Genomic DNA, 20,687 nt, shown 5'->3' with positions numbered 1-20,687 from the left:
GATGCGCAAGGCCGGCGTGGTTCTGTGCGGCTATCGTCGCGCGGCTCGGGCCGGAGACGCGGCAGCCCGGGCGATGTTGCGGGCCATGCCGCCGAACACGACGGCGTGGAACGGCGACACGCTCCACCAGTAGAGGTGCCCGAGCAGACCGTGCGGGTGGAACAGCGCCCGCTGGCGATAGCGGGCCCGGCTGCCCCCGTCCGCGTTGCCGTTCCCGGGGTTCCCGTTCCCACCACCGTCTTCTTCGCTCTCCCCGTCCACGTCGGCGCGCATCTCCAGCCAGGCGAGACCGGGCAGGCGCATCTCGGCGCGCAGACGCAGCAGCCGTCCCGGCTCGATCGCCTCCACCCGCCAGAAGTCCAGCGAGTCCCCCACCCGCAGATGTGCCGTGTCCCGGCGGCCGCGGCGCAGCCCGACACCCCCGACCAGGCGGTCCAGCCAGCCGCGCACCGCCCAGGCCAGCGGAAAGGAGTACCAGCCGTTGTCGCCGCCGATCCCCTCGATGACGCGCCACAGCGCCTGCGGCGACGCCGCCACGTAGAGCGCGCGCCGGTCGGTGTACAGGCTCCCGCCGGCCCAGGCGGGATCGGTGGGGAGGGGGTCGCTCGGAGCGCCCGGCACCGAAGCGGACGACCAGCGTGTGGTGACCTGGGCGTCGCGGATGCGCCGCAGGGCCAGGTCGAGCGCCAGGTCGAAGCCGAGCGGCGCACCTGGCGGGTCGGGTACGTACGCGGCGATGTCGTGTTCGCTGCAGACGACCTCGTGCCGCAACGACTCGGCCAGCGGCCGGGCGAGGGATGAGGGAACGGGTGTGACCAGACCGATCCAGAGGCTCGACAGGCGTGGGGTGAGCATCGGTACGCGCAGGATGAGGCGCCGCGGCAGGCCGGCCACCGCCGCATAGCGGTGCATCATCTGCTCGTAGGTCATGACGTCCGGACCGCCGATGTCGAAGGCACGGTTCACGTCGTCGGGCATGCGGGCGCTGCCCACCAGGTAGCGCAGCACGTCCCGGACGGCGATCGGCTGGATGCGGGTGCTCAGCCAGCTCGGGGTGACCATGACCGGCAGGCGCTCGGTGAGGTACCGCAGCATCTCGAAGGAGGCGGAGCCGGAGCCGATGATCACGGCGGCCCGCAGCACCGTCGCCGGCACATCCGCACGGAGGAAGATCTCGCCGACCTCGGCGCGGGAGCGCAGGTGGGGGGAGAGTTCGCGCTTCGGCACTCCGGCGGGGGTCAGCCCGCCCAGGTAGACCACGCGCCGCACGCCGGCGGCGCCGGCCTCCTCGGCGAAGACCCGGGCCGCCTCGCGGTCCGTCTCCTCGAAGTCCCCTCCGGAGCCGAGCGCGTGGACGAGGTAGTAGGCGATGTCGATGCCGCTCAGGGCGGCGCGGACCGAAGCCGCATCGGTGACGTCCCCGCGCACGGTCTCGACGCGCCCTGCCCAGGGGTGGTCACGAAGGTGGTCGGGTGACCGGGCCATGCACCGCACCTCGTGCCCCGCGTCCAGCAGCTCGGGCACCAGTCGTCCACCGATGTAACCCGTCGCTCCCGTCACGAGACACCGCGTGCCCGGCGTACCCGGCCCACGCGGTGTACCTGACGTGTCGGGACTCTCGTTCTGCCTGGTCATGGAACCTCCGAGGTCCACGGGTGCCACCCGACACCATCCTCACACCTTCCTACGGCCTCGGCCTCCGGGGCGGGGTCAGGTCCGTGCCGACAGCGCTCGGTTCAGGCACTCGGTGAGGCGTACGGCGATGCTCCCGTCGGGGTCGAGACGGGGGTTGAAGATCGTGACGTCGAGACCGGCGGCTCGTTCGTCGCCCAGTGCTGTCAGTAGCACGCTCTCCAGTTCCTGCCAGGTCAGCCCGCCGGGGAGGCGGTAGTCGACGGCGGGCATGATCGCGTCGTCGAGGATGTCGACGTCGAGGTGGACCCAGTACCCGGCGTTCTCGCCGGCGGTGAGCCGGTCGATCGCCCGGCGCGCTGCCGTGGCGGCGCCGGTTGCGCGTACGCCGTCGAGGTCGATCGCGTGCAGCTGTGGCGGCAGTGGCTGCATCCCGTCCCGCGAGGACTCGGCGGAGTCACGGAATCCGAAGGCGACGACGTCCTCGTCCCGTAGCAGGGGCCCACGGCCTTCGAGGTCGGTGAGCAGCCGGGGGCCACGCCCCGTGGCCAGGGCGAGTTCCATCGACGCCGCCTCGCCGGTCGGCTCTGCCGACGGCTGGTAGAAGTCGGTGTGGCCGTCGAGGAAGAGCAGTCCGTAGCGCCCGCGGCGGCGCAGGGCGAGGAGGTTGCCGAGCAGGATGCTGCAGTCACCGCCGAGGACCACGGGAAAGCGGCCGGCGTCGAGAACGGCTCCGACCGCGTCGGCCAGTCGGACGGAGTACTGCGCGATGCCGCCGGGGTTGAGGACCCCGGTGTCCGCATCCCGCCTCGGGTCGTACGCCGGCGCTTCGATCCGGCCGGCGTGCACGGTACCGGGGTGAGCCGAGAGACCCGCGTCGAGCAGAGCCGCGGGAAGGTCCTGGACACCGGAGGGCCGCAGCCCGAGCACGGACGGCGCCTCGATGATCGCCAGTTCACGCACGTCTCGACCACCTTCGGCTGATGGGGAGCGCCCGGTCCGGCATGTCTCTCCCGCGTTCCTGATCGAGTATCACCGCCGCGGGCCCCTTGACCTCGTGTCACAGGGCCGACCGCCACGTACTCCACCGCACTCGGCCCGCCGCGGCACGCTGCGCCCGCTGCGGCCCGCTGCGGCCCCGTGGAGCCGGACACGATCCGGGAAGGCGGGAAGGGACGTCGGGCCGGGCAGTATCCGACCGGGCGCCCGCCCCTCGGGCTCAGACCCCGGAGACCGCGGAGACTCCGCTCGGATCCTGGTAGACGCTGTCGAGCGCCATGTAGGCGCCCCCGCGTGCCGCGGCGCTGAACCCCAGGGTGGACAGCATGACTTCGCAGCGGCCGGCCTCGTGAGCCATGACGCGGGCTGACAACTCGCCGCGCACGCGGTCGACGAGGTGGTCACCGAAGTGGGCGAAGTAGCCGCCGAGGACAATGGCCCGGGGATTGAGGACATCCGCCAGGAGCGCGAGCCCCAGCGCGAGGCCGTCGGCGATCCGGTCCAGTGCCGCACGGGTGGCGGGGTCGCCGGCGTCGGCGCGACGACGCAGCTCGGCCAGCCGGTGTTCCAGGTCGACGGTGGTGTCGTGCACCGGGTCGTCGGGCGCGGCGGCGAGCCGCAGCAGAGCCGCCAGGCCGACCATGGTCTCCCAGCAGCCCTGACGGCCGCAGGCGCACGGCTGCCCGCCCGGGTCCAGGGGCATGTGGCCGATCTCGCCGGCGAATCCGGCCGATCCGCGCAGCAGTCGGCCGTCGGAGATGATGCCGCCGCCGACGCCCGTCTCGCCGGTCACGTAGATCAGGTCGTGGATGTCGGACGTGGCGGCGACCAGGTACTCGGCGATGGCGCCCAGCTTGGCGTCGTTCTCCAGCCGGAGCGGCGGCGCCTTGGGCCCGAGCCGTGTGCGCAGGCCATCGACGACGGCGACGTCCCGCCAGCCGATGTTGGACGCGTAGGAGACCACACCGGTGTCCATGCCGATCACGCCGGGGGCCGCGATGGTCACCGCCACGGGGTGGACCCCCCGCGCCCGCAGGGCGTCGCACGTCTCGCCGATCGCCTCCGCCATGCGGTCCAGCACGGCGTCGGGCTCGCTGCCGCGGGCGTCGAGCGGGGTGTGCCGCTCGGCGATGACGTCGCTGCGCAGGTCGAAGGCGATCAGGCTCAGGTAGTCGACGTTGATCTCCACACCGATGCCGCAGATCGTGCGCCCGTCGATCTCCACGGTACGGCCCGGCCTGCCGACGGAGCCGTGACGCTCGGCCTCTCCCTCGCGCACCAGGCCGTGTTCCACCAGCTCCGCGACCAGGTTGGTGATGGTGGCCTTGGGCAGGCCGGTCTCGTCCGCGATCTGGGTGCGGGGCCGCGGCCCCGCATCGCGCAGCAGGCGAAGCACCAGGCCGAGGTTGGACCGGCGCAGCGAGGCGCGGTCACTCGCGCGGGGCGGCCCCTGTCTGCCCAAGTCACGTACGCCCGCTGCGCGTAGATCTGCCTTCACCAGGCCTGCTCCTGTTCCGTCGGCGCGGTTCCCCTCAAGCTACGCGGTTGCTACTTGCACGGGGAGGGGGGACCTCGCCGGCTCCCTGAGCACTCGGCCGGTGCTCGGCCGGTACTCGGCGGATGCTCCGGCCCGTGCTCCGGCCGGTCCTCGGCAGGTTCCGGAAGTACTCGCTCCCCACCTGTTGACGCGCCACTAATAAGTTTAGATTCTAGCCGAACTAATGACGGCTGAGGAGATGCCCGTGAAGTTGCCCCCGATGGGAGTGACGGCGCCTGCCCCCGCCCCTGTGATCATGGCCGCGGCGGAGTGCTCGTGCGGCGACGGCGGGTCCGGCTCCGCAGGACCGAACGCCGCTCCGTGTCCCGCGAGGGCGGGCCGAGACGGCGCGCACAGCTTCGCCGCCAGAGCTGTGAAGCCGGTGCCGCTGTGGGACCGGCACTCCGGACCGGCCGCAGGAGGCCTCAAGTGAGCCCGGACGCCCGCCGCGCGCGCTATCACCTGCGTTTCCAGCTGCGCCCCGGTGACGACGTGGCCGAGCGGGCGACCGCCCTGGCCACGATGTGCCGGGAGAACGGGGTCGACGAAGTCGTGCTCCTGCTCGGGGCCGAGCAGGAGCACACCGGTCACCTCGCCGGCGAGGAAGAGGCCCTGTGGCTCGCGGCGGTGACCCGGGCCCGCAGGGTGCTGACCGACGCCGGCCTGGAGGTCAGCCTCAATCCCTGGGTCACCGTCGGGCACGCCGACCGGGGCCGGGTCGGCGCGCTCGGCTTCACACCCATGGTCTCGCCGAGCGGGAGGTCCGCGGCCGCGCAGGCGTCCTTCGCCTGCCCGCGGTGGCGCAGTTGGCTGTACGCGCACTACGGCCTCTTCGCCGGACTGGGCTTCCGGGTGCTGTGGGTGGAGGACGACTTCCGCTTCCACAACCACGATCCACTGGACTGGGGCGGCGGCTTCGAGCCGCTGATGCTGGAGCGTCTGGCCGACCTCGTGGGCGAGCCGGTCACCCGGGACCAGGTGGTCGCGGCCGTCACCGCGCCCGGCCCGCCGCATCCCTGGCGGACGCTGCTTCAGCAGGTGTGGCGCACGGCTCAGCTCGAAGTCGCCGAGGGCCTGGCGCACGTGGTCCGTGAGCGGTCCGGCGGCAGCTCGCAGCTGGGGCTGATGAGCTCGCATCCTGCGCTGCACTCCGTGGAAGGACGGGACTGGGACGCCCTGTTCACCGCACTCTCGGTGCGGTCCCGCGTGACCCATCGGCCGCACTTCGCGCCCTACTCCGACGCCCCGGCGCACAGCCTGACATCCGCGATCTGGTCCCTGGAGGCGCAGCGCCCGCTGCGCCCGCGGCACGTGGCCTGCGAACCCGAGATCGAGAACTGGCCGCACACCTCATGGTCGAAGTCGGACACCCAGACGTGGTCGGAGATGGTCACCGCCCAGCTGTCGGGGGCCGACGCACTGCTCCTGAACGTGCATCCCACCCAGGCCGAGCGAGCCGAGAACTTCCCTCGCATCGACCGGTTGCTGCGCCGCGCCCGGCCGGCGCTCGACTGGCTGGCCGAACGCCGCCCGGAGCACGCCGTCCCCCTCGGCGTCGGACTGCCGTGGCGGCAGGACACCGCCGCCCGGCTGCCGACCGTGACGGGCGAACTGGAGGAGCTGACGGCCCACCCCGGACGGACCGCGGACTTCCTCCTCGGCTACGGAGTCCCGGTCACCGCCCAACCCACCCCGGTCCAGGCCCTGTTCGGTCGGCTTGCCCACACCTTCAGCGACGACGAGCTCCGTGACCTGCTGCGTGGCGGGCTGTTGCTGGACGGCGTGGCCGCGACCGTCCTCACCCAGCGCGGATTCGCCGAACTGCTGGGCGTGCGCGCCGGGCAACTGGTCTCCCGCGACGAGTGGGTGGAGCCAGGACCGTACGCCGTCGAGCGGGTGGCGGCGGACGCCTCAGCGGACACCTCGGCGGACACGTCGGCGGACGAAGGCACGCTCCTGAGCGTCGATGTCCAGCCGGCGCTCGCCCGGCTCGAACCGCTGACGGGCGCCCACGTCGTCACGGGAATCCACACGCCGGACGGCCTCGCCTGGGGCGCCGGCCGCTGCCACTTCGTCAACGCACTCGGCGGACGTGTGGTGGTACTCGCCGCGACGGCGCCCGCCGAACTGGCCCGCAGTGACGAGGGCCGACGGCTGGTCCACGCGGCGGTCCGCTTCCTGGAGGGCGAGAACCCCCGGCTGCCTCTGGTGAGCGGCGCACCCCACCTGATCCCGCACGCGTCGCGATCCGGCGACGCCCACCGGCTCGCGGTGGTCAACGGCAGCGCCGATGCGGCCCACCCGCGCATCCACCTGCCCACGGCTCCCGACGACGTGCGGGCCACCCTGCTCGCCCCGCTGGCCGAGCCGGCTCGGGCCGCCACCGAAGCCACCGGTGGCCTGCTGGAGCTGGAGACGTCCCTGCCGCACCGGGGCTGGGCGGTCTTCGAGTGGTGAACCGCAGGCCTGCCGGGCTGTCGAGTACGGCGTCTGCAAGGACACGCCGTACCGCTCACTGAACGCAGGCCGGTGGCGGTCGACTTGGGCAGCCGGTGCGAGTGGCCATCCGGACGTCCGAGCACCGCCGAACGCCCGGGCGGCTCTCGTGACGGAGGGCCGCCCGGCAACCCGGGGTCGCCCGGACCCCGGCGGTGCCACCGAGGGCATCGATCCGCAGGCCGCTCATCGGGCGGCCCACTCACAAGAGGAGTTTCCGTGGCAGTTCGTCGCAGAACGAGGACCGCCGGTGCGCTCGCCGCGACGGCCGCAGTGCTGGCCGGCACCATGGCGGCGGTACCGGCGTCCGCATCAACGTCCACATCCGCGTCCCGGCCCGCGTCCGCATCCGCATCCGCATCCGCGTCGCCGCACTCCCCCACGTACAGCGTCACCATCGGGGCCAAGGGCCCGTGGACCAATCCGGACGACACCCCTGCCGCCACCTACATCGACAAGAACGGCACGTTCTACTACCAGTCCGCCCACGCCCTCTACGAGCCGGACGCCCCCCGCAAGTGGACGTTCTACCGCGGCAAGGACTTCGACAGCGCCACCCGGGACGCCCGTCTCAGCGAGGCGGTCAACCCCGCCAACCCCCAGGACCGGAACGACGACACCACCTGGCGATGCAACAACAGCCCCACCGGTCGCGAGTCCACGTACGCCCCGGACACCTCGTACCACTCGCAGAAGAACTACTGCGACCTGATGGGCGTGTGGGTCGATCCGGACTCCGGCGACTGGTACGGGCTGATCCACAACGAGTTCACCCCGGACCCCTTCGGGGACGGCCTGCACTACGACGCGATCGACTACGCCGTCTCCAAGGACCAGGGCAGGACCTGGAACATCAAGGACCACGTCCTCACCTCGCCCTACAGCACGAAGCGGGACGACAACGCGGCGTTCCCGCACGATCTGTACTACTACGGCAACGGTGATGCGCGGCTGTTCGTGGACACCGCCTCCGGCTATTTCTACGTCTACTACAACTCCCGGGCGATCCCGAAGGGCGGCGTCCCGGGCGGCTGGACGGACGGCAGCCGCGGTCACGTCGCCCGCGCCCCGATGTCCGCCAAGATGGCTCCCGGCTCCTGGAAGAAGTGGTACGACGGCGCCTGGTCCCAACCCGGAGTCGGCGGTCTCGAGAGCAACATGGAGCCGGTCGACGCCGACAACCAGACCGGCTACACCCCTGTCGCGAACGACTACCACCCGTCCAACCCCGGCACCGTCGCCGAGCAGCAGGCCGCGGGCACACTGCCCGCCAAGTCCGACCTGCTGACCATGAACATCGCCTACAACGCCCATCTCGGGCTGTACATAGGCCAGCCCGAGGCGATCGTGCAGGACGCCACTCAACCGCAGCGTTTCTACGCCACCGACAACCTCGCCACCCAGAAGTGGAAGCTCATCGGCGACTCCGGTGACTACCGGTCGGGGTCCTGGTACCGCTGGATGCTCGACTCGGTGAACAAGACCGGCTCCACCATCGTCGGCAAGAGCTTCCGCAGCTACTGCTCGTGGGAGTGCTCCGACAAGACGTCCGGCGAGTACTACAACACCGCCGTCGGGACCAGCCACCCCGCCGCCCCCGTCGTCTCCGGAACGGCCTACACCATCAGCAGCGGCACCGGGCGCGTCCTCGCGCAAACCGGCAGCGGCCGAGCCACCACCTCTCGGCCCGCGGGCGACGGTTCCGCTCTCAGCCGTTGGGTCTTCACCTCCAACGGCGACGGCTCGTACCGCATCGCCAACGCCCACAGCCGGGAGCTGCTCGGCGTCGACTCCACCAAGAACGCCGGCCGCGCCTGGGCCGCGAGGCCGACGGTGACCGCGGCGCCCACGGGCGGGCCCACTGTGGGCCAGCAGTGGTTCGTCATCGCCAACTCGACCGCCGACGGCCGGTCCACGGGAACGTTCCGCCTGGTCAACCGCTACAGCGGGCTGGTGCTCGGAATGTCGGGGTCCCCTGACCGGCTCGCCGAGACCACGCCCACCCGCGCCTGGTCGGACACCACCGGCGGCCCGGTCGGTGACGGCAGGACCGCCGCCGAGCAGACCCTGACGCTCACCGTCGCCGGCCGCGCCGCACACTCCGGCTCCGGTCGTCATGACGCGGCCCGGGCCGCCGCGCCGATCCCGCCCACCCTGGTCGGCCGCAAGGACGACTGACACCGCAGGGCCCCCACCCCAGGAGCCGTCCGCATCCGCTCTCCGGTCCTGCGCCCGCCGTGCGGCGGGCGCAGGACCGGAGCAGCATCAGTGCGGAGCCGGCCCCGCAGCCCTGAGATCGGCGCTGTACATGCCGAGGCACAGCCTCGGCCGCCCGGCTGCTCACGGTCGTCATCCGGATGCGTGACAAAGGGTCCGGAGGGACGCTTGAAGCGTGAACCCTCGGCTCGTGATCGTCTACCCACCGGATGACCAGGGCTCCCGGCGGGTGCGCGTCGACGGCCTGGTCATGGGCCAGGCGCACAGCCCCCGAGACATCGTCGGGTTCATGCGCCGGGCGGGGCTCGATCCCGACACGATCGATCTCGCCGACCCGGCCTTCGTGGAGTGGCGCGGCGGCGGCATCGATGTGTGGTCCGCCGCCGACTGACACCGCGGCCCGGCCGTGCTGTCGGCGTTCGTTGCCGTGGTTCCCGGGTAGGCCGATCGATCCTGGGTAGGGCGATGCTGTGAGCTACGTGAAACGCGGCGGGGAGTACGCAAGGGACAGCCGGTACCTCACCACCCGGATCACTGCCGACGGGCGCGACGGCTTTCCCGTGGAGCCCGGCCGCTACCGTCTGGTGGTCAGCCGCGCCTGTCCGTGGGCGAGCCGGGCGGTGATCGTACGGCGGCTTCTCGGGCTGGAGCAGGCCCTGCCCATGGCCATCGCCGGGCCCACGCACGACCAGCGCAGCTGGACGTTCGACCTGGACCCGGGCGGCCGCGACCCGGTGCTCGGCGTCGAGCGGCTGCAGGAGGCGTACTTCGCCCGCGATCCCGGCTACGACCGCGGCATCACGGTGCCTGCGATCGTCGACGTACCGACCGGCGAAGTGGTGACCAACGACTACGCGCAGATCACCATCGACATGTCTCTGGAGTGGACGGCGTACCACCGCGAAGGGGCGCCGGCGCTCTACCCTCCCGCGCTGCGGCCGGAGATCGACGCGGTGAACGAGACGGTCTACGGGGACGTGAACAACGGCGTGTACCGGGCCGGGTTCTCCGGATCGCAGGAGTCGTACGCCGCGGCGTACGAGCGTCTGTTCAACCGGCTCGATCTGCTGTCGCGGCGGCTCGAAGGATCCCGCTACCTCGTCGGCGACACGATCACCGAGGCGGACGTGCGGCTGTTCACCACGCTGGTGCGCTTCGACGCCGTCTACCACGGCCACTTCAAATGCAACCGGCAGAAGCTGTCCGAGATGCCGGTGCTGTGGGCGTACGCGCGGGACCTGTTCCAGACGCCCGGGTTCGGTGACACGGTCGACTTCGACCACATCAAGCGGCACTACTACATGGTGCATCGCGACATCAATCCGACCGGGATCGTGCCGGTGGGACCGGACCTGTCGAACTGGCTGACGCCGCACGACCGGGCGGCGCTGGGCGGACGGCCGTTCGGCGACGGAAAGCCGCCCGAAGCGGTCGCACCCGACGAGGCGGTGCCGGCCGGTCACACGCCTCTTGCGTGAGCGCTCCGTATTCGCCGCACATCTGTCGCAGCGGCGGGACTTCGTGATCTCCTACGGCCGTCAGCGCGCGCCTTCCTGATACCTGCCGTGGGGGATCCATGTCCGACGCTCCCGACGCACTCCCTTCCGCAGCGGCACTCGGCGGCGCGGGCGAACCCGCCGCCGTGTCCGGCCGCCGCGGCCCGGCCGCGCCGCTGCCGCGATCCGTGCGGATCGGGTACGGGCTGGGGTCGTTGGGCACCGGCACGTTCGGGACGGTGCCGGGGCTGATCCTGCTCTACTACCTGACCAACGTGCTCGCCGTTCCGGCGGTCGTGGCCGGTGCGGCCGTGTTCCTGCCCAAGGCCTGGGACGTGCTGATCAATCCGCTGGTCGGCGCGGCGGCCGACCGCAGCCGGGTGCAGGGAGGGTCGCGGCGGCCGTTCCTCCTGGCGGGTGCCGTCACGCTGCCCCCGCTCTTCGCCCTGGTCTTCGCCGCGCCACCACTGCGCGGCACGGCCGCCGCCGTGTACGTGGGCGTGCTGTTCCTGCTGGCCGCCACCGCCTATGCCGTCTTCCAGGTGCCGTACGTGACGATGCCCGCGGAGATGACCGAGGACGCGGCCGAGCGCGGCCGGGTGCTGGGCTGGCGGGTCGCGTTCCTCGGGGTGGCGATCCTGCTCTCCGGTGCGCTCGCACCGGCGATCGCGCACGCCGACGCAGGCAGGGACGCCGGCGGCACGGCGGGCTACCGCCTGATGGGAGTGCTCGTGGCCCTGCTGCTCGCGGCCGGGATGCTCGGGGCCTGGCACTTCACCCGGCGGGCACCACAGGTCGCGAGGAGCGAGGCCGAACCTTCGCTGCGCGCGCAGTTGGCGGCGGCCCGCGACAACGAGCCGTTCCGGTACCTGGTGGGCATGTGGACGCTCCAGGCCCTGGCGATCGGCGTCATGCTGGCCGGTGTTCAGTACTTCGCGACGTACACCGTCGGATCGGCCTCCGCGGTCACTGCGCTCTTCGTCTGCATGATCGGCCCGCTGGTGCTGGTGATGCCGGTGTGGAACCGGCTGGCCCGGGCGCGCGGCACGAAATACGCCCAGTGGTGCGCCTCGTTGCTCTTCACCGCCGGGGCGGCCGCGTTGTTCCTCACCCCGTGGACCGGCCCGGCCCTCTGCTACGGGGCGGTCGCCGCCGTCGGAATCGCCTACGCCGGGCTCCAGTTGCTGCCACTGACGATGCTCGCCGACACGCTCGCCGCCGACGCCGTACGCACCGGGCGCCGGCGGGCCGCGACGTTCACGGGACTGTGGACGGCGGCCGAGACCCTCGCGTTCGCGCTCGGCGCCGGGGTGTTCGCGCTGGTGCTCGCCGCGACCGGGTTCCGCTCGTCGGACGCCTCGCGCCCCGTCGGGCAGCCGGACACGGCGCTGGCCGGCATCACGGTCGGTATGAGCCTGCTCCCCGCCCTGCTCGCCGTGGCGAGCCTGTGGCTGCTGCACCGCTACCGGGAGGAGCCCCCGGAAGCCGCCACCACGGACTGACGCCTCCCCCGCCCCCGCCCCCGCCCCCGCCCCTGCCCCGTCGAGTCACTGCCACGTGATTCCCTGCCAAGGACGAGAAGGACCGTGACGACCGAACCCGCACTCCCTCAGGGCCGAACCGCCCAGGACGTCCTCGCCGAACTGCGCACCCTGCGCGCGCAGGACGCGCCCACTCGCGGCGGGCGCACCTTCGCCTACGTCTACGACGCGGGCCTCGACGGCCTCGACGCGCTCGCCGCCGCCGCGTACACCGAGTACGCCTCCGTCAACGGCCTGGACATGACCGTCTTCCCCAGTGTCGCGCGCCTGGAGAACGACCTGGTCGCCGCCGCGGTGGCGCTGCTCGGGGCGCCCGGTGCACAGGGGACGTTCACCAGCGGCGGGACCGAGTCGATCCTGCTGGCCGTGAAGACCGCACGGGATCACGCCCGCACCGTGCGCGGCGTGACGGCGCCCCAGCTCGTCCTGCCGTCGACCGCACACGCCGCGTTCCACAAGGCGGCCGCGTATCTGGGGCTGGAGACGGTGGTGGTCCCGGTCGACGCCGGTACGTTCCGGGCCGACGCGGCGGCGATGGCGGCGGCCCTCACCGAGCGGACGGTTCTCGTGGTCGCGTCCGCCCCGTCGTACGCGCACGGGGTGGTCGATCCGGTGGCGGAGATCGCCGGCGCGGCCGCCTCGCGGGGAGTGCTGTGCCATGTGGACGCGTGCATCGGCGGCTGGTTCCTGCCGTATCTGCGACGTGCGGGGCGCGAGGTGCCCGCCTTCGACCTGTCGGTGCCGGGGGTGACCTCGCTCTCGGTGGACCTGCACAAGTACGGGTACGCCGACAAGGGCGCCTCGGTCGTGCTCTACCGGGACGCCGGGCTGCGCCGCCACCAGTACTTCGCCCACGCGGGCTGGCCGGGCTATCCGGTGGTCAACCCGACGGTGCAGGGTACGAAACCGGCGGGGCTGCTGGCCCAGGCGTGGGCGGTGCAGCAGCGCATCGGCGAGGACGGCTACACCGCGCTCGCCCGGTCGGTGGCGGAGGCGGCGGACCGGCTGCTGGCGGGGCTGAGCGGCATCGACGGCGTACGGGTGCTGGGTGAACCGCGCGCGAGTCTCGTCTCGTTCACCCTCCTCGACGCGGACGGCGCACCCGATCTGAGCCTGCTGTTGCACCTGGCCGACGAGATGCGGGAGCGGGGCTGGTACCTCCAGCCGCAGCTCTCCTTCGAGGGTCTTCCGCCGAACCTCCACCTCACCCTGACCCCCGCCACCCACGGCCGGGTCGACGCGCTCCTCGCCGACCTGGCCGCCGCGCTGAAGGCGGCGCGTGCGCTGGAGCCGGTAGCCGTCGACCCGGGGCTCGCACACCTCGCGGCCGGACTGGACCCCGACACCCTGGGGCCGGAGGAGGTGGAGGCCGTAGTGGCCTTCGCCGGCCTCACGGGGGACGGGGGCCTGCCGCGTCGGATGGCGCCCGTCCTGGTGCTGCTCGACGCCCTGCCCGGGCGGCTCAAGGAGCGACTGCTGACCGAGTTCGTCGGCTCTGTCTTCCAGGTCTGATCGCAGCCGGTTCAGTGGGACAGGAGCCCGCCCGTGTACGGATCCTCGGCGAGCATCCGCCACGAGTGGGCCGGGGTCCGGAACGCCTCCGGGTCCACCGCCTCCACCATCGCGTCGACCCGGCTGCTCAGCAGCGCGAACGGGTCGAACACCCGCCAGGTGTCCGCGGCGGCACCGTTGTCCCAGCGGTACCACTCCCTGCGCAGTCGCTCGTAGATCCACCAGGCGTACAGCAGCGCGGACAGGTCCCGGTTCAGATAGGCCGCGGGCTCGCCCTCCCCGTACCACTCCGGCAACTCGAGGCGGCCGGTGACACCGTCGAGGGCGACCCTGAGGTCGTGCGGCCACCAGCCGACGGCGAGGAAGTCACGCTGGTGGCCCCGGCCCGTCTCCGTGTCCGTGCCCGTCTCCGTGCCTGTCTCCGCGTCCGTGTCCGTGTCCGCGAAGGTGTCGGGGTGTGCCTCGGCCATGGTACGCAGCGGCTCGTCGCCGACGCTGAACAGCTCACCGGCGAGGGGCAGTCCGACCTCGGTGAGCAGTCGCCGGGTCGGCTCGTGGGTGAGCTGCTCCGGCAACTCCTCCGGGCGGTAGTGGCGCACCCTGCCGTCGCCGTCCAGCCGCGCGAGGTCGCGGACCAGGTCCGCTCCGAAGGTGTACGCCAGCGCGTCCGCCGGGCCGGGCGCCCCAGGCCAGGGACCGGACCAGCGGACAGGTGCGCCAGTGCGCGGGAGCGGCCTCGGCGCCGAACAGCTCCGGATCGGCGCCGCGCAGCCGCACCGCGGCGGCCTCGATCACATCGGCCATCACATCGGGGCCGCGGCGTCCGTCGTACGCGTCGGTGCGCCGTGCGGTCTCCGACACCCACTCACAGGTACCGATCAGCTCTGCCAGCGCGGGCAGCGAGGAGGCGAGAGGGTCGTGCACCGGTTCCGCCTCCGCCGGGCCGTGCGTGCCTGCCTCGGCCAGCAGCACCGCGCCGGTCACGCCGTCGAGCACGACCCGGCTGCCGCAGTAGTCGGTCGTACCGAGGACCCACAGCCGTCCGTCGCCGATCGGCCGGCCGGCGCGGGACGTGAACGGCTCCAGCCGGCCGCCGCGCAGGGCCGTGAAGTCGAGGTCGGCGGCGGTCCCCGGCAGCCCGCGCTCGACCAGGAACTCCCGGCTGGGCTCGTGGGTCAGCCCTGCGGGCAGCGTCTCCGCGGCGAGTCGGCCGTGGCTGTTCGCTGTCGGTCCGGTGTGCATGCTCCGCCTTCCCCCAGATGATCGAGCTGCCGGTATGACGCCGCGTCAAACTCATGAGCGATGTACGAGGAACGGGCGCGTCAGAGGCCGTGGGAGCGGGCGGTGAGCAACACGGCCTGTTCCTCGGGTGCCGCCGGATGCACCGAGCCGTGTGGCATCCTCGGGGAATCGCCAGGGCCCCCACCCGGAGCCCTCGATCACGGCGCTGGCGGACCTTCTCAAGACAAGGCGACTGTTCGTGCACGCACATTCGGCGAATGCGGCAGAAGGCGGTGCCGGTGGCATTCGGTGAGGTCGTGTTCTTCGCGTTGGTGATCGCCGTGTCGCCGTTCACCCTCATCCCCGCGCTCTTCATGCAGTTCACGCCCCGGCCACGAGCGACCAGCAGTGCCTTCCTGGCCGGCTGGGTGATCGGAATCGTCGTACCCGCGGGCGCGTGCGCCGCGCTGGCCTCCGTCGTCCAGCGCCCCTCGGAGGGACACACCTGGGTCGCCTGGGCGAGAGTGGGGGTGGGCACGTTCCTGATCCTCCTCGGGATCCGGCAATGGCTCACCAGACACGGCAGGCCGGCGCCGGGCTGGATGCGCCTTCTCGCCGATGCGAGCCCGTCCAAGGCGTTCCGCCTCGGAGTGCTGCTGTCGGTGGCAAACCCGAAGATCCTTCTGCTCTCCGCGGCCGCCGGCCTCGCGATCGGATCGGCCGCGTCCTCCACCACGAGCGCCGTGGTGCCCTTCGTGGTGTTCACCGTCTGCGCCGCCAGCACCGTGGCCCTGCCGGTGGTGCTGCAGGCGCTGATGGGCGAGCGGGTCCTCGCCCCACTGACCAGCGCCAGGGGGTGGCTGGAGAAGCAGGCCGCCGGTGTGATGGCCGTGGTGATCGCCGCCATCGGTGTTCTCGTCCTCTGCGAAGGCCTCGTCAAGCTCTGAGCGCCGGGCCTACCTCCTGCCCGGTCGGTAGGGACCAGGTGGCCCATCGGCCCTGTGGCGGAAGTCCGCCGGACGACGGGAACGACGCACTGTTCTCCGGAGACCCGACCTGGGTCACCGAGTCGATCGCCGGAATGGGCGACGACGGCCGTCCGCTCGTCACCAGGACGTCCTTTCGCTACCTGCAGACTCTCTACAACCTCGGCCCTGCCCCGGAGCCGAACATGACGGTCTTCTGGTCGCCGCGGCTGCCACAGGACTTCAAGGAGTTCTGCGCCAGGGTCTCCATCGACACGTCGGCGGTGCAGTACGAGTCGGACGACCTCATGCGTCCCCGGTTCGGCGACGACACCGCTATCGCCTGCTGCGTCTCCGCCATGCCCGTGGGCAAGCAGATGCAGTTCTTCGGCGCCCGGGTGAATCTCGCCAAGGCCCTCCTCTACGCGATCAACGGCGGCCGGGACGAGAGGTCCGGCGCCCAGGTCGGCCCGAGCACCGGCGCCCTCACCTCCGAGGTCCTCGACTACGAGGAGGTGCTGCCGAAGCTCGTCGCACAGATGCGCTGGCTTGCGGAGGTGTACGTGCACGCTCTGAACGTCATCCACTACATGCACGACAAGTACGCCTACGAGCGCATCGAGATGGCTCTTCACGACCGTGACGTGCGCCGCACCATGGCCTGTGGCATCGCAGGCCTCTCGGTGGCCGCCGACTCCCTGTCCGCGATCAGGTACGCCAAGGTCACCGTCCACCGTGACGCCACGGGCCTCGCCACCGACTACACCGTCGAGGGTGACTTCCCGGCGTACGGCAACTGCGACGACCGGGCCGACGAGATCGCGGTGTGGCTGGTCGAGGAGTTCATGAAGAGGCTGCGGGAGCAGCCGACCTATCGGGACGCGGAGCACACCCAGTCCGTGCTGACGATCACCTCGAACGTGGTCTACGGCAAGAAGACCGGGAACACGCCCGACGGCCGCCGCGCCGGCGCTCCGTTCTCGCCCGGCGCCAACCCGATGAACGGCCGTGACCGACACGGCTACGTCGCCTCGGCCCCGTCGGTCAGCAAGATCCCGTACGAGGGCGCGGAGGACGGTATCTCCCTGACCAGCACAGTCACTCCGGACGGTCTGGGCCGCAGTCCCGAGGAACGAATCGGCAACCTGGCGGGCGTCCTCGACGGCTACATGACCGTCGACGGCTTCCACATGAACGTCAACGTGCTCAGTCGCGACGTGCTCGAGCTGGGCCGGTCGAAGTGGCAGGCCCTCAACATGGAATTCACCCTCCGCGACACCCCTGCCCCGACGGCCGCCCAAGTCGCCGAGGCCAAGCGAATCTTCGCGGCCGAGGGTCTCGACGCCGTCTGGCACCCGGCCCGCCGGGATGCACGCGACCGCCCCTTGCCGGGACCGGGCTGCTCCTCCAACTCCCCTGCTAGTGTGGCCTCTTGACCGGGGGGAGACGGCACATGACATCGACCGGGTTTCGTATCGGCGGGCATCTGTACGTACGGAGACTCGGGTTCGGGGCCATGCACCTTCCGACGGAGCCGCACCGGGCCCGCGAGACCTCGCTCGCGGTCGCCCGACGGGCCGTCGAGCTGGGCATCACTCTGATCGACACCGCGTATCTGTACGGCGGGGGCGCCAACGAGGAACTCCTGGCTGAGGCCCTGCACCCGTACCCGGACGGGGTCCTCATCACCACCAAGGTCGGAATGGCCCGATCAGGCCCCGCAGGAGAGTGGAAGCCCGACGGCCGGCCGGCCGTTCTGCGCGATCAGGTCGAGCAGGCACTGCGCCGGCTGCGCGTCGAACGCATCGAGCTGCTTCAGCTGCACCGTATCGATCCCGAGACGCCACTCGCCGACCAGATCGGCACACTCCGGGATCTGCGGGCCGAGGGCAGGATCGGCCTCATCGGACTGTCGGAGATCACCGTCGACGAACTCGACCAGGCACGGGAGATCGTCGACGTCGCGAGCGTCCAGAACCGCTACAACCTGCTCGACCGCGAGCACGATCCGGTGCTCGCGGCCTGTGAAGCGGCAGGAGTCGCGTTCCTGCCCTGGCGCCCGGTCGCCTGGGGGAAATCGGGGGCGATGGCCGAGGTCGCCGCCGTGGCGGCCGAACTCGACGCCACTCCCACGCAGGTCGCGCTCGCCTGGCTCCTCGACCGTTCACCGGTCGTCCTCCCGATCCCGGGAACGGCCCGGATCGACCACCTGGAGGAGAACCTCGCCGCGGAACGTCTGCAGCTGACCGAGGCCCACCGCGATCGTCTCGACCGGCTGCACGAGCCGGCATAGGGCTCAACCGCTCGATCGGAAGAGGTGACCGCGCCTGCCGAGACGCGTCGCGACGGGCACGTCGCAGCAGCTCTGGGGACAATCCGGGGACAGTCAGGACCACGTCTGCTGTCACATGTCAGGAGGAGTCACCCATGGCCATCCGCCGCGTCATGCCCGACATCCGATCGCAGGCCATGGAGGAGAGCCGTGACTTCTACGGCCTCCTGGGGTTCGAGGAGGTCATGAACCTCGGCTGGGTCATGACGCTCGCCTCTCCCTCCCATCCCACGGCGCAGGTCACCTTCATGAGCGAGGACAAGTCCGCGACGGTCGTGCCCGACATGAGCGTGGAGGTGGACGATGTCGATGCGGCCTATGCGGTGATGCGCGAGAGCGGCGCGGAGATCGTGCACCCCTTGCAGGACGAGGAGTGGGGGGTACGACGGTTCTTCGTCCGTGACCCCAACGGCCGGGTGATCAACGTGCTGAGCCACCGATGACCGGGACCCTGACTTCCACGCCACTCGCGAGAGTGCTGGTCAGGGCCGTTCGTCTAACCACTTCGCCAGGATTCCTGCTCACGACCCGGTCCGCGATTGAGGTCGGGGCGTACTGGCCTGGCGGTTCGGCTGGTGGTTGATCAGTAGGCCGTCGGTCGGGCGAGAACCAGCGCGGTGCTCGGCTTGCCGCGAGTTGGCCGACGGGCGGAGTGGTCCGAGATCAGCGAAGCGATCGCGCGATGGATCTCGGCTCCGTCGATCCGCAGCCGGATCCCTTCGGCCTCGGCGTAGGCGAACACGTCCGCCAGGGTACGCAGCCGCACCCCGGGGCGATCGAGGACGGCGAAGCCGCGTGCCGCCAGCAGCGGGCGGATCTCGCCGATGGCGCGGGAGACCGTGGCGCGGGCCGTGCCGTACAGCTCGGCGAGCGCGGCGTGCGGGAGCCCGGTGCGCAGACGGACCAGGGTGGCCAGCACCCGGTCGGCGAAGACCAGGTCGTGCTTCGGGCCGGCACCGGCCGCCCGCCGCCGCGCAGCACCTCGCCGCTCACGCAGTGCCGACTCGCACCGCGCCGGCCACGGGTCTGCCAATTCCTCGATCAACTCGCCGAGATGTGCACGGGAGATGCCGCAGAAGGCAGGATGGGACAAGGCCGCACGGGCGCAGAAGACGGCGTCGCGGACCGAGTCGGGGCCGTCGCGCCGTCGCAGGTCAGGCTTTTGCCGGAGTGCTCGCCATCGCCCCCGGCGGGCGCACCATGAAGATGTCGATCGGGTCCTGGGCTTCCACGACGAATCCGTGGCGCTCGTAGAGTCGACGGGCAGCACTGCCCTGCAAGACGTTCAAGCCCACGGTCATGCCCTGCGCGTCCGTTCGCTCCAGCACCGTGCGCAACACAGCGGATCCGAGCCCTCGGCTCTGCCGATGCGGAGCAAGGTAGAAGTGCTCCAGCCACTGCCTGCCTTCGGCGGGCCGGACCGTGACGCATCCTGCGAGTTCACGGTCGAACATGATGATCGACGTGTGCTGCGGGGAGAAGGAGTCCCGCAGCCGCTGCCGTACCCGGTGCTCGTCGTAGCGCCCAAGGCGTTCCAAATCCGCACGCATGACCGTGGCCCGCAACTCCGCGATCATCTCGATGTCCGCTGCCACCGCAGACCGCAGCACCCAGCCCGCGGCGTGCGTCGGCGTGATCCGTGCAGCCACTGCCATATCCGATCGCGCACCGCTCTCCATCACTCCAGCATCCATGGCCGGAGTATCTCAGTCCGCCTGCCCTGAACAGGCACATGGGCATCTCAACCCGAACTGCCCGATCCCACCGCGACCTCAATCGCGGGCCGGGTGGTAACCCTTGATGGCGGTCCTGACCTCCTCGACGAAGGCCTTGGTACTCACCGGGCGCCCCTCGTCGTCCAGCACGGTCATCTGCTTGCCGTCGACCACGAAGGTCGGCGTACCGCTGACGCCGTACTCGTGGAACCGGCCACCGGTCCTCTGCGCCCAGGGGAGATAGGTCTTCTCCTTGACCGCCTTGTTGAACGCCGCGGAGTTCAGCCCCGGGACCTTCTTGGCCGGATCGACGAGTTTGGCGGTGGAGGCGAAGGAGTCCTCGTCCTCCGGAGGCTGGTTCGCGTAGAGGACGTGCTGATACTCGTAGAACTTCCGCGGGCTCTCGTTCGCCGCCGCGCCGAGAGCAGCCAGCGCGGTGTGCGAGCCCTTGCCGCCGAGCGCCCCGTCCAGGAAGGCGGCCATCCTGTACTCGACCTTGATCGTGCCGTCCGCCACCAGCTCGTCGACGGCGGCGCCGAGCTGCTTCTCGACAGCCGCGCAGTACGGACACCGCATGTCCGCGTAGACGGTCAGGGTGCCTTTGGCGTTCTTGTCGCCGTAGGGAACCACGACACCGTCCTTGCCGGAGGTGTTGGCGGGAACGGCCGGCGGCCGCTCCGAACCCGAGGCCAGCGTCTCGTCGGCCTCTGCGGTGCGCCCCGTCAGCTGGGTGCCCACGCCGACACCGATCGCCATCGCGGCGGCGACAGCGCCGAGCCCGAACAGCACCCGGCGCCGACGGGCCCGCGCAGCCTGGGCCCCGCGAAAGGCAGCCGCCTTCTGCTGCGGCTTCTGCCTGGGCGTCTGCCTCGGCTTCTGCGGATCGGTGCCTCGCTGCGGCTTCCTGAAGTTGTTGCTCATAGGTTCCTCGGCAGTTCGTCGGGCGGATCGCCGTACGTTCGCCCCCTTTCCATGGCACTGCGGCCGACGGACGGTTCCGCCCGGCGAAGGTCCCGATCTTCGG

17 protein-coding genes and 1 pseudogene are annotated in these 20,687 nt (G+C 71.4%); 10 read left to right on the top strand and 8 right to left on the bottom strand.

Going from position 1 to position 20,687, the window contains the following annotated elements:
- Positions 1-30 precede the first annotated feature (30 nt).
- The 3 genes from OG766_RS33485 to OG766_RS33475 all read right to left on the bottom strand — a co-directional run bounded on the left by OG766_RS33485 (position 31) and on the right by OG766_RS33475 (position 4,129).
- Entirely contained in the window at positions 31-1,635 is a 1,605-nt protein-coding gene (locus OG766_RS33485; protein ID WP_328727061.1) for an SDR family oxidoreductase, read from the bottom strand.
- Between the two features lie 75 nt (positions 1,636-1,710).
- Positions 1,711-2,595, bottom strand: a complete 885-nt coding sequence (locus OG766_RS33480; RefSeq protein ID WP_328727060.1) for an arginase family protein — start codon at positions 2,593-2,595, stop codon at positions 1,711-1,713.
- Between the two features lie 256 nt (positions 2,596-2,851).
- Complete coding sequence (locus OG766_RS33475; protein ID WP_328727059.1) at positions 2,852-4,129, bottom strand: ROK family transcriptional regulator; 1,278 nt, start codon at positions 4,127-4,129, stop codon at positions 2,852-2,854.
- Between the two features lie 468 nt (positions 4,130-4,597).
- Here OG766_RS33475 and OG766_RS33470 point away from each other — a divergent pair, with 468 nt between their 5' ends.
- The 6 genes from OG766_RS33470 (at position 4,598) to OG766_RS33445 (ending at position 13,430) form a co-directional block, all read left to right on the top strand.
- Positions 4,598-6,625, top strand: coding sequence for a hypothetical protein (locus OG766_RS33470; protein WP_328727058.1), 2,028 nt, complete (start codon positions 4,598-4,600; stop codon positions 6,623-6,625).
- Between the two features lie 258 nt (positions 6,626-6,883).
- Positions 6,884-8,842 carry an RICIN domain-containing protein gene (locus OG766_RS33465; RefSeq protein WP_328727057.1) on the top strand — a complete coding sequence of 653 codons (1,959 nt, stop codon included), beginning with the start codon at positions 6,884-6,886 and terminating at the stop codon, positions 8,840-8,842.
- Between the two features lie 214 nt (positions 8,843-9,056).
- Positions 9,057-9,272 carry a hypothetical protein gene (locus OG766_RS33460; protein WP_266385007.1) on the top strand — a complete coding sequence of 72 codons (216 nt, stop codon included), beginning with the start codon at positions 9,057-9,059 and terminating at the stop codon, positions 9,270-9,272.
- Between the two features lie 88 nt (positions 9,273-9,360).
- Positions 9,361-10,359, top strand: a complete 999-nt coding sequence (locus OG766_RS33455) for a glutathione S-transferase family protein (protein WP_266388598.1) — start codon at positions 9,361-9,363, stop codon at positions 10,357-10,359.
- A 98-nt stretch (positions 10,360-10,457) separates the two neighbouring features.
- Positions 10,458-11,879 carry an MFS transporter gene (locus OG766_RS33450; protein ID WP_328727056.1) on the top strand — a complete coding sequence of 474 codons (1,422 nt, stop codon included), beginning with the start codon at positions 10,458-10,460 and terminating at the stop codon, positions 11,877-11,879.
- Positions 11,880-11,963: 84 nt separating this feature from the next.
- The gene (locus tag OG766_RS33445) at positions 11,964-13,430 is read left to right on the top strand and encodes a pyridoxal phosphate-dependent decarboxylase family protein (RefSeq protein ID WP_328727055.1); all 1,467 of its coding nucleotides are present in this window, start codon (positions 11,964-11,966) and stop codon (positions 13,428-13,430) included.
- Between the two features lie 11 nt (positions 13,431-13,441).
- Here OG766_RS33445 and OG766_RS33440 read toward each other — a convergent pair whose 3' ends face one another.
- Entirely contained in the window at positions 13,442-14,005 is a 564-nt protein-coding gene (locus OG766_RS33440) for an SUKH-4 family immunity protein (protein ID WP_328727054.1), read from the bottom strand.
- A complete protein-coding gene (locus OG766_RS33435) occupies positions 13,935-14,672 on the bottom strand; it encodes an SUKH-4 family immunity protein (RefSeq protein ID WP_328727053.1) in 738 nt (245 codons plus the stop codon). Before OG766_RS33435 ends, OG766_RS33440 begins: the two co-directional genes overlap by 71 nt.
- A gap of 257 nt (positions 14,673-14,929) precedes the next feature.
- Here OG766_RS33435 and OG766_RS33430 point away from each other — a divergent pair, with 257 nt between their 5' ends.
- The 4 genes and pseudogenes from OG766_RS33430 (at position 14,930) to OG766_RS33415 (ending at position 18,391) form a co-directional block, all read left to right on the top strand.
- A complete protein-coding gene (locus tag OG766_RS33430; protein WP_328727052.1) occupies positions 14,930-15,598 on the top strand; it encodes a GAP family protein in 669 nt (222 codons plus the stop codon).
- An 83-nt stretch (positions 15,599-15,681) separates the two neighbouring features.
- A pseudogene (locus OG766_RS33425) lies at positions 15,682-16,842 on the top strand (pyruvate formate lyase family protein); the annotation flags it as partial.
- A gap of 227 nt (positions 16,843-17,069) precedes the next feature.
- On the top strand, positions 17,070-17,909 hold the full coding sequence (locus OG766_RS33420) for an aldo/keto reductase (protein WP_266385020.1): 840 nt from the start codon (positions 17,070-17,072) through the stop codon (positions 17,907-17,909).
- 134 nt (positions 17,910-18,043) lie between these two features.
- On the top strand, positions 18,044-18,391 hold the full coding sequence (locus OG766_RS33415) for a VOC family protein (RefSeq protein WP_266385023.1): 348 nt from the start codon (positions 18,044-18,046) through the stop codon (positions 18,389-18,391).
- Positions 18,392-18,531: 140 nt separating this feature from the next.
- Here OG766_RS33415 and OG766_RS33410 read toward each other — a convergent pair whose 3' ends face one another.
- The 3 genes from OG766_RS33410 to OG766_RS33400 all read right to left on the bottom strand — a co-directional run bounded on the left by OG766_RS33410 (position 18,532) and on the right by OG766_RS33400 (position 20,584).
- Entirely contained in the window at positions 18,532-19,041 is a 510-nt protein-coding gene (locus OG766_RS33410) for a helix-turn-helix domain-containing protein (protein WP_443045577.1), read from the bottom strand.
- A gap of 61 nt (positions 19,042-19,102) precedes the next feature.
- Positions 19,103-19,603 carry a GNAT family N-acetyltransferase gene (locus tag OG766_RS33405; RefSeq protein WP_328727566.1) on the bottom strand — a complete coding sequence of 167 codons (501 nt, stop codon included), beginning with the start codon at positions 19,601-19,603 and terminating at the stop codon, positions 19,103-19,105.
- Positions 19,604-19,720: 117 nt separating this feature from the next.
- Entirely contained in the window at positions 19,721-20,584 is an 864-nt protein-coding gene (locus OG766_RS33400) for a DsbA family protein (RefSeq protein WP_328727051.1), read from the bottom strand.
- Positions 20,585-20,687: the final 103 nt, after the last annotated feature.

Origin of the sequence: Streptomyces sp. NBC_00259 (assembly GCF_036181745.1) — a bacterium.
Lineage (GTDB): Bacteria > Actinomycetota > Actinomycetes > Streptomycetales > Streptomycetaceae > Streptomyces > Streptomyces pratisoli.
This window is presented reverse-complemented; position numbering and strand designations above follow the sequence as displayed.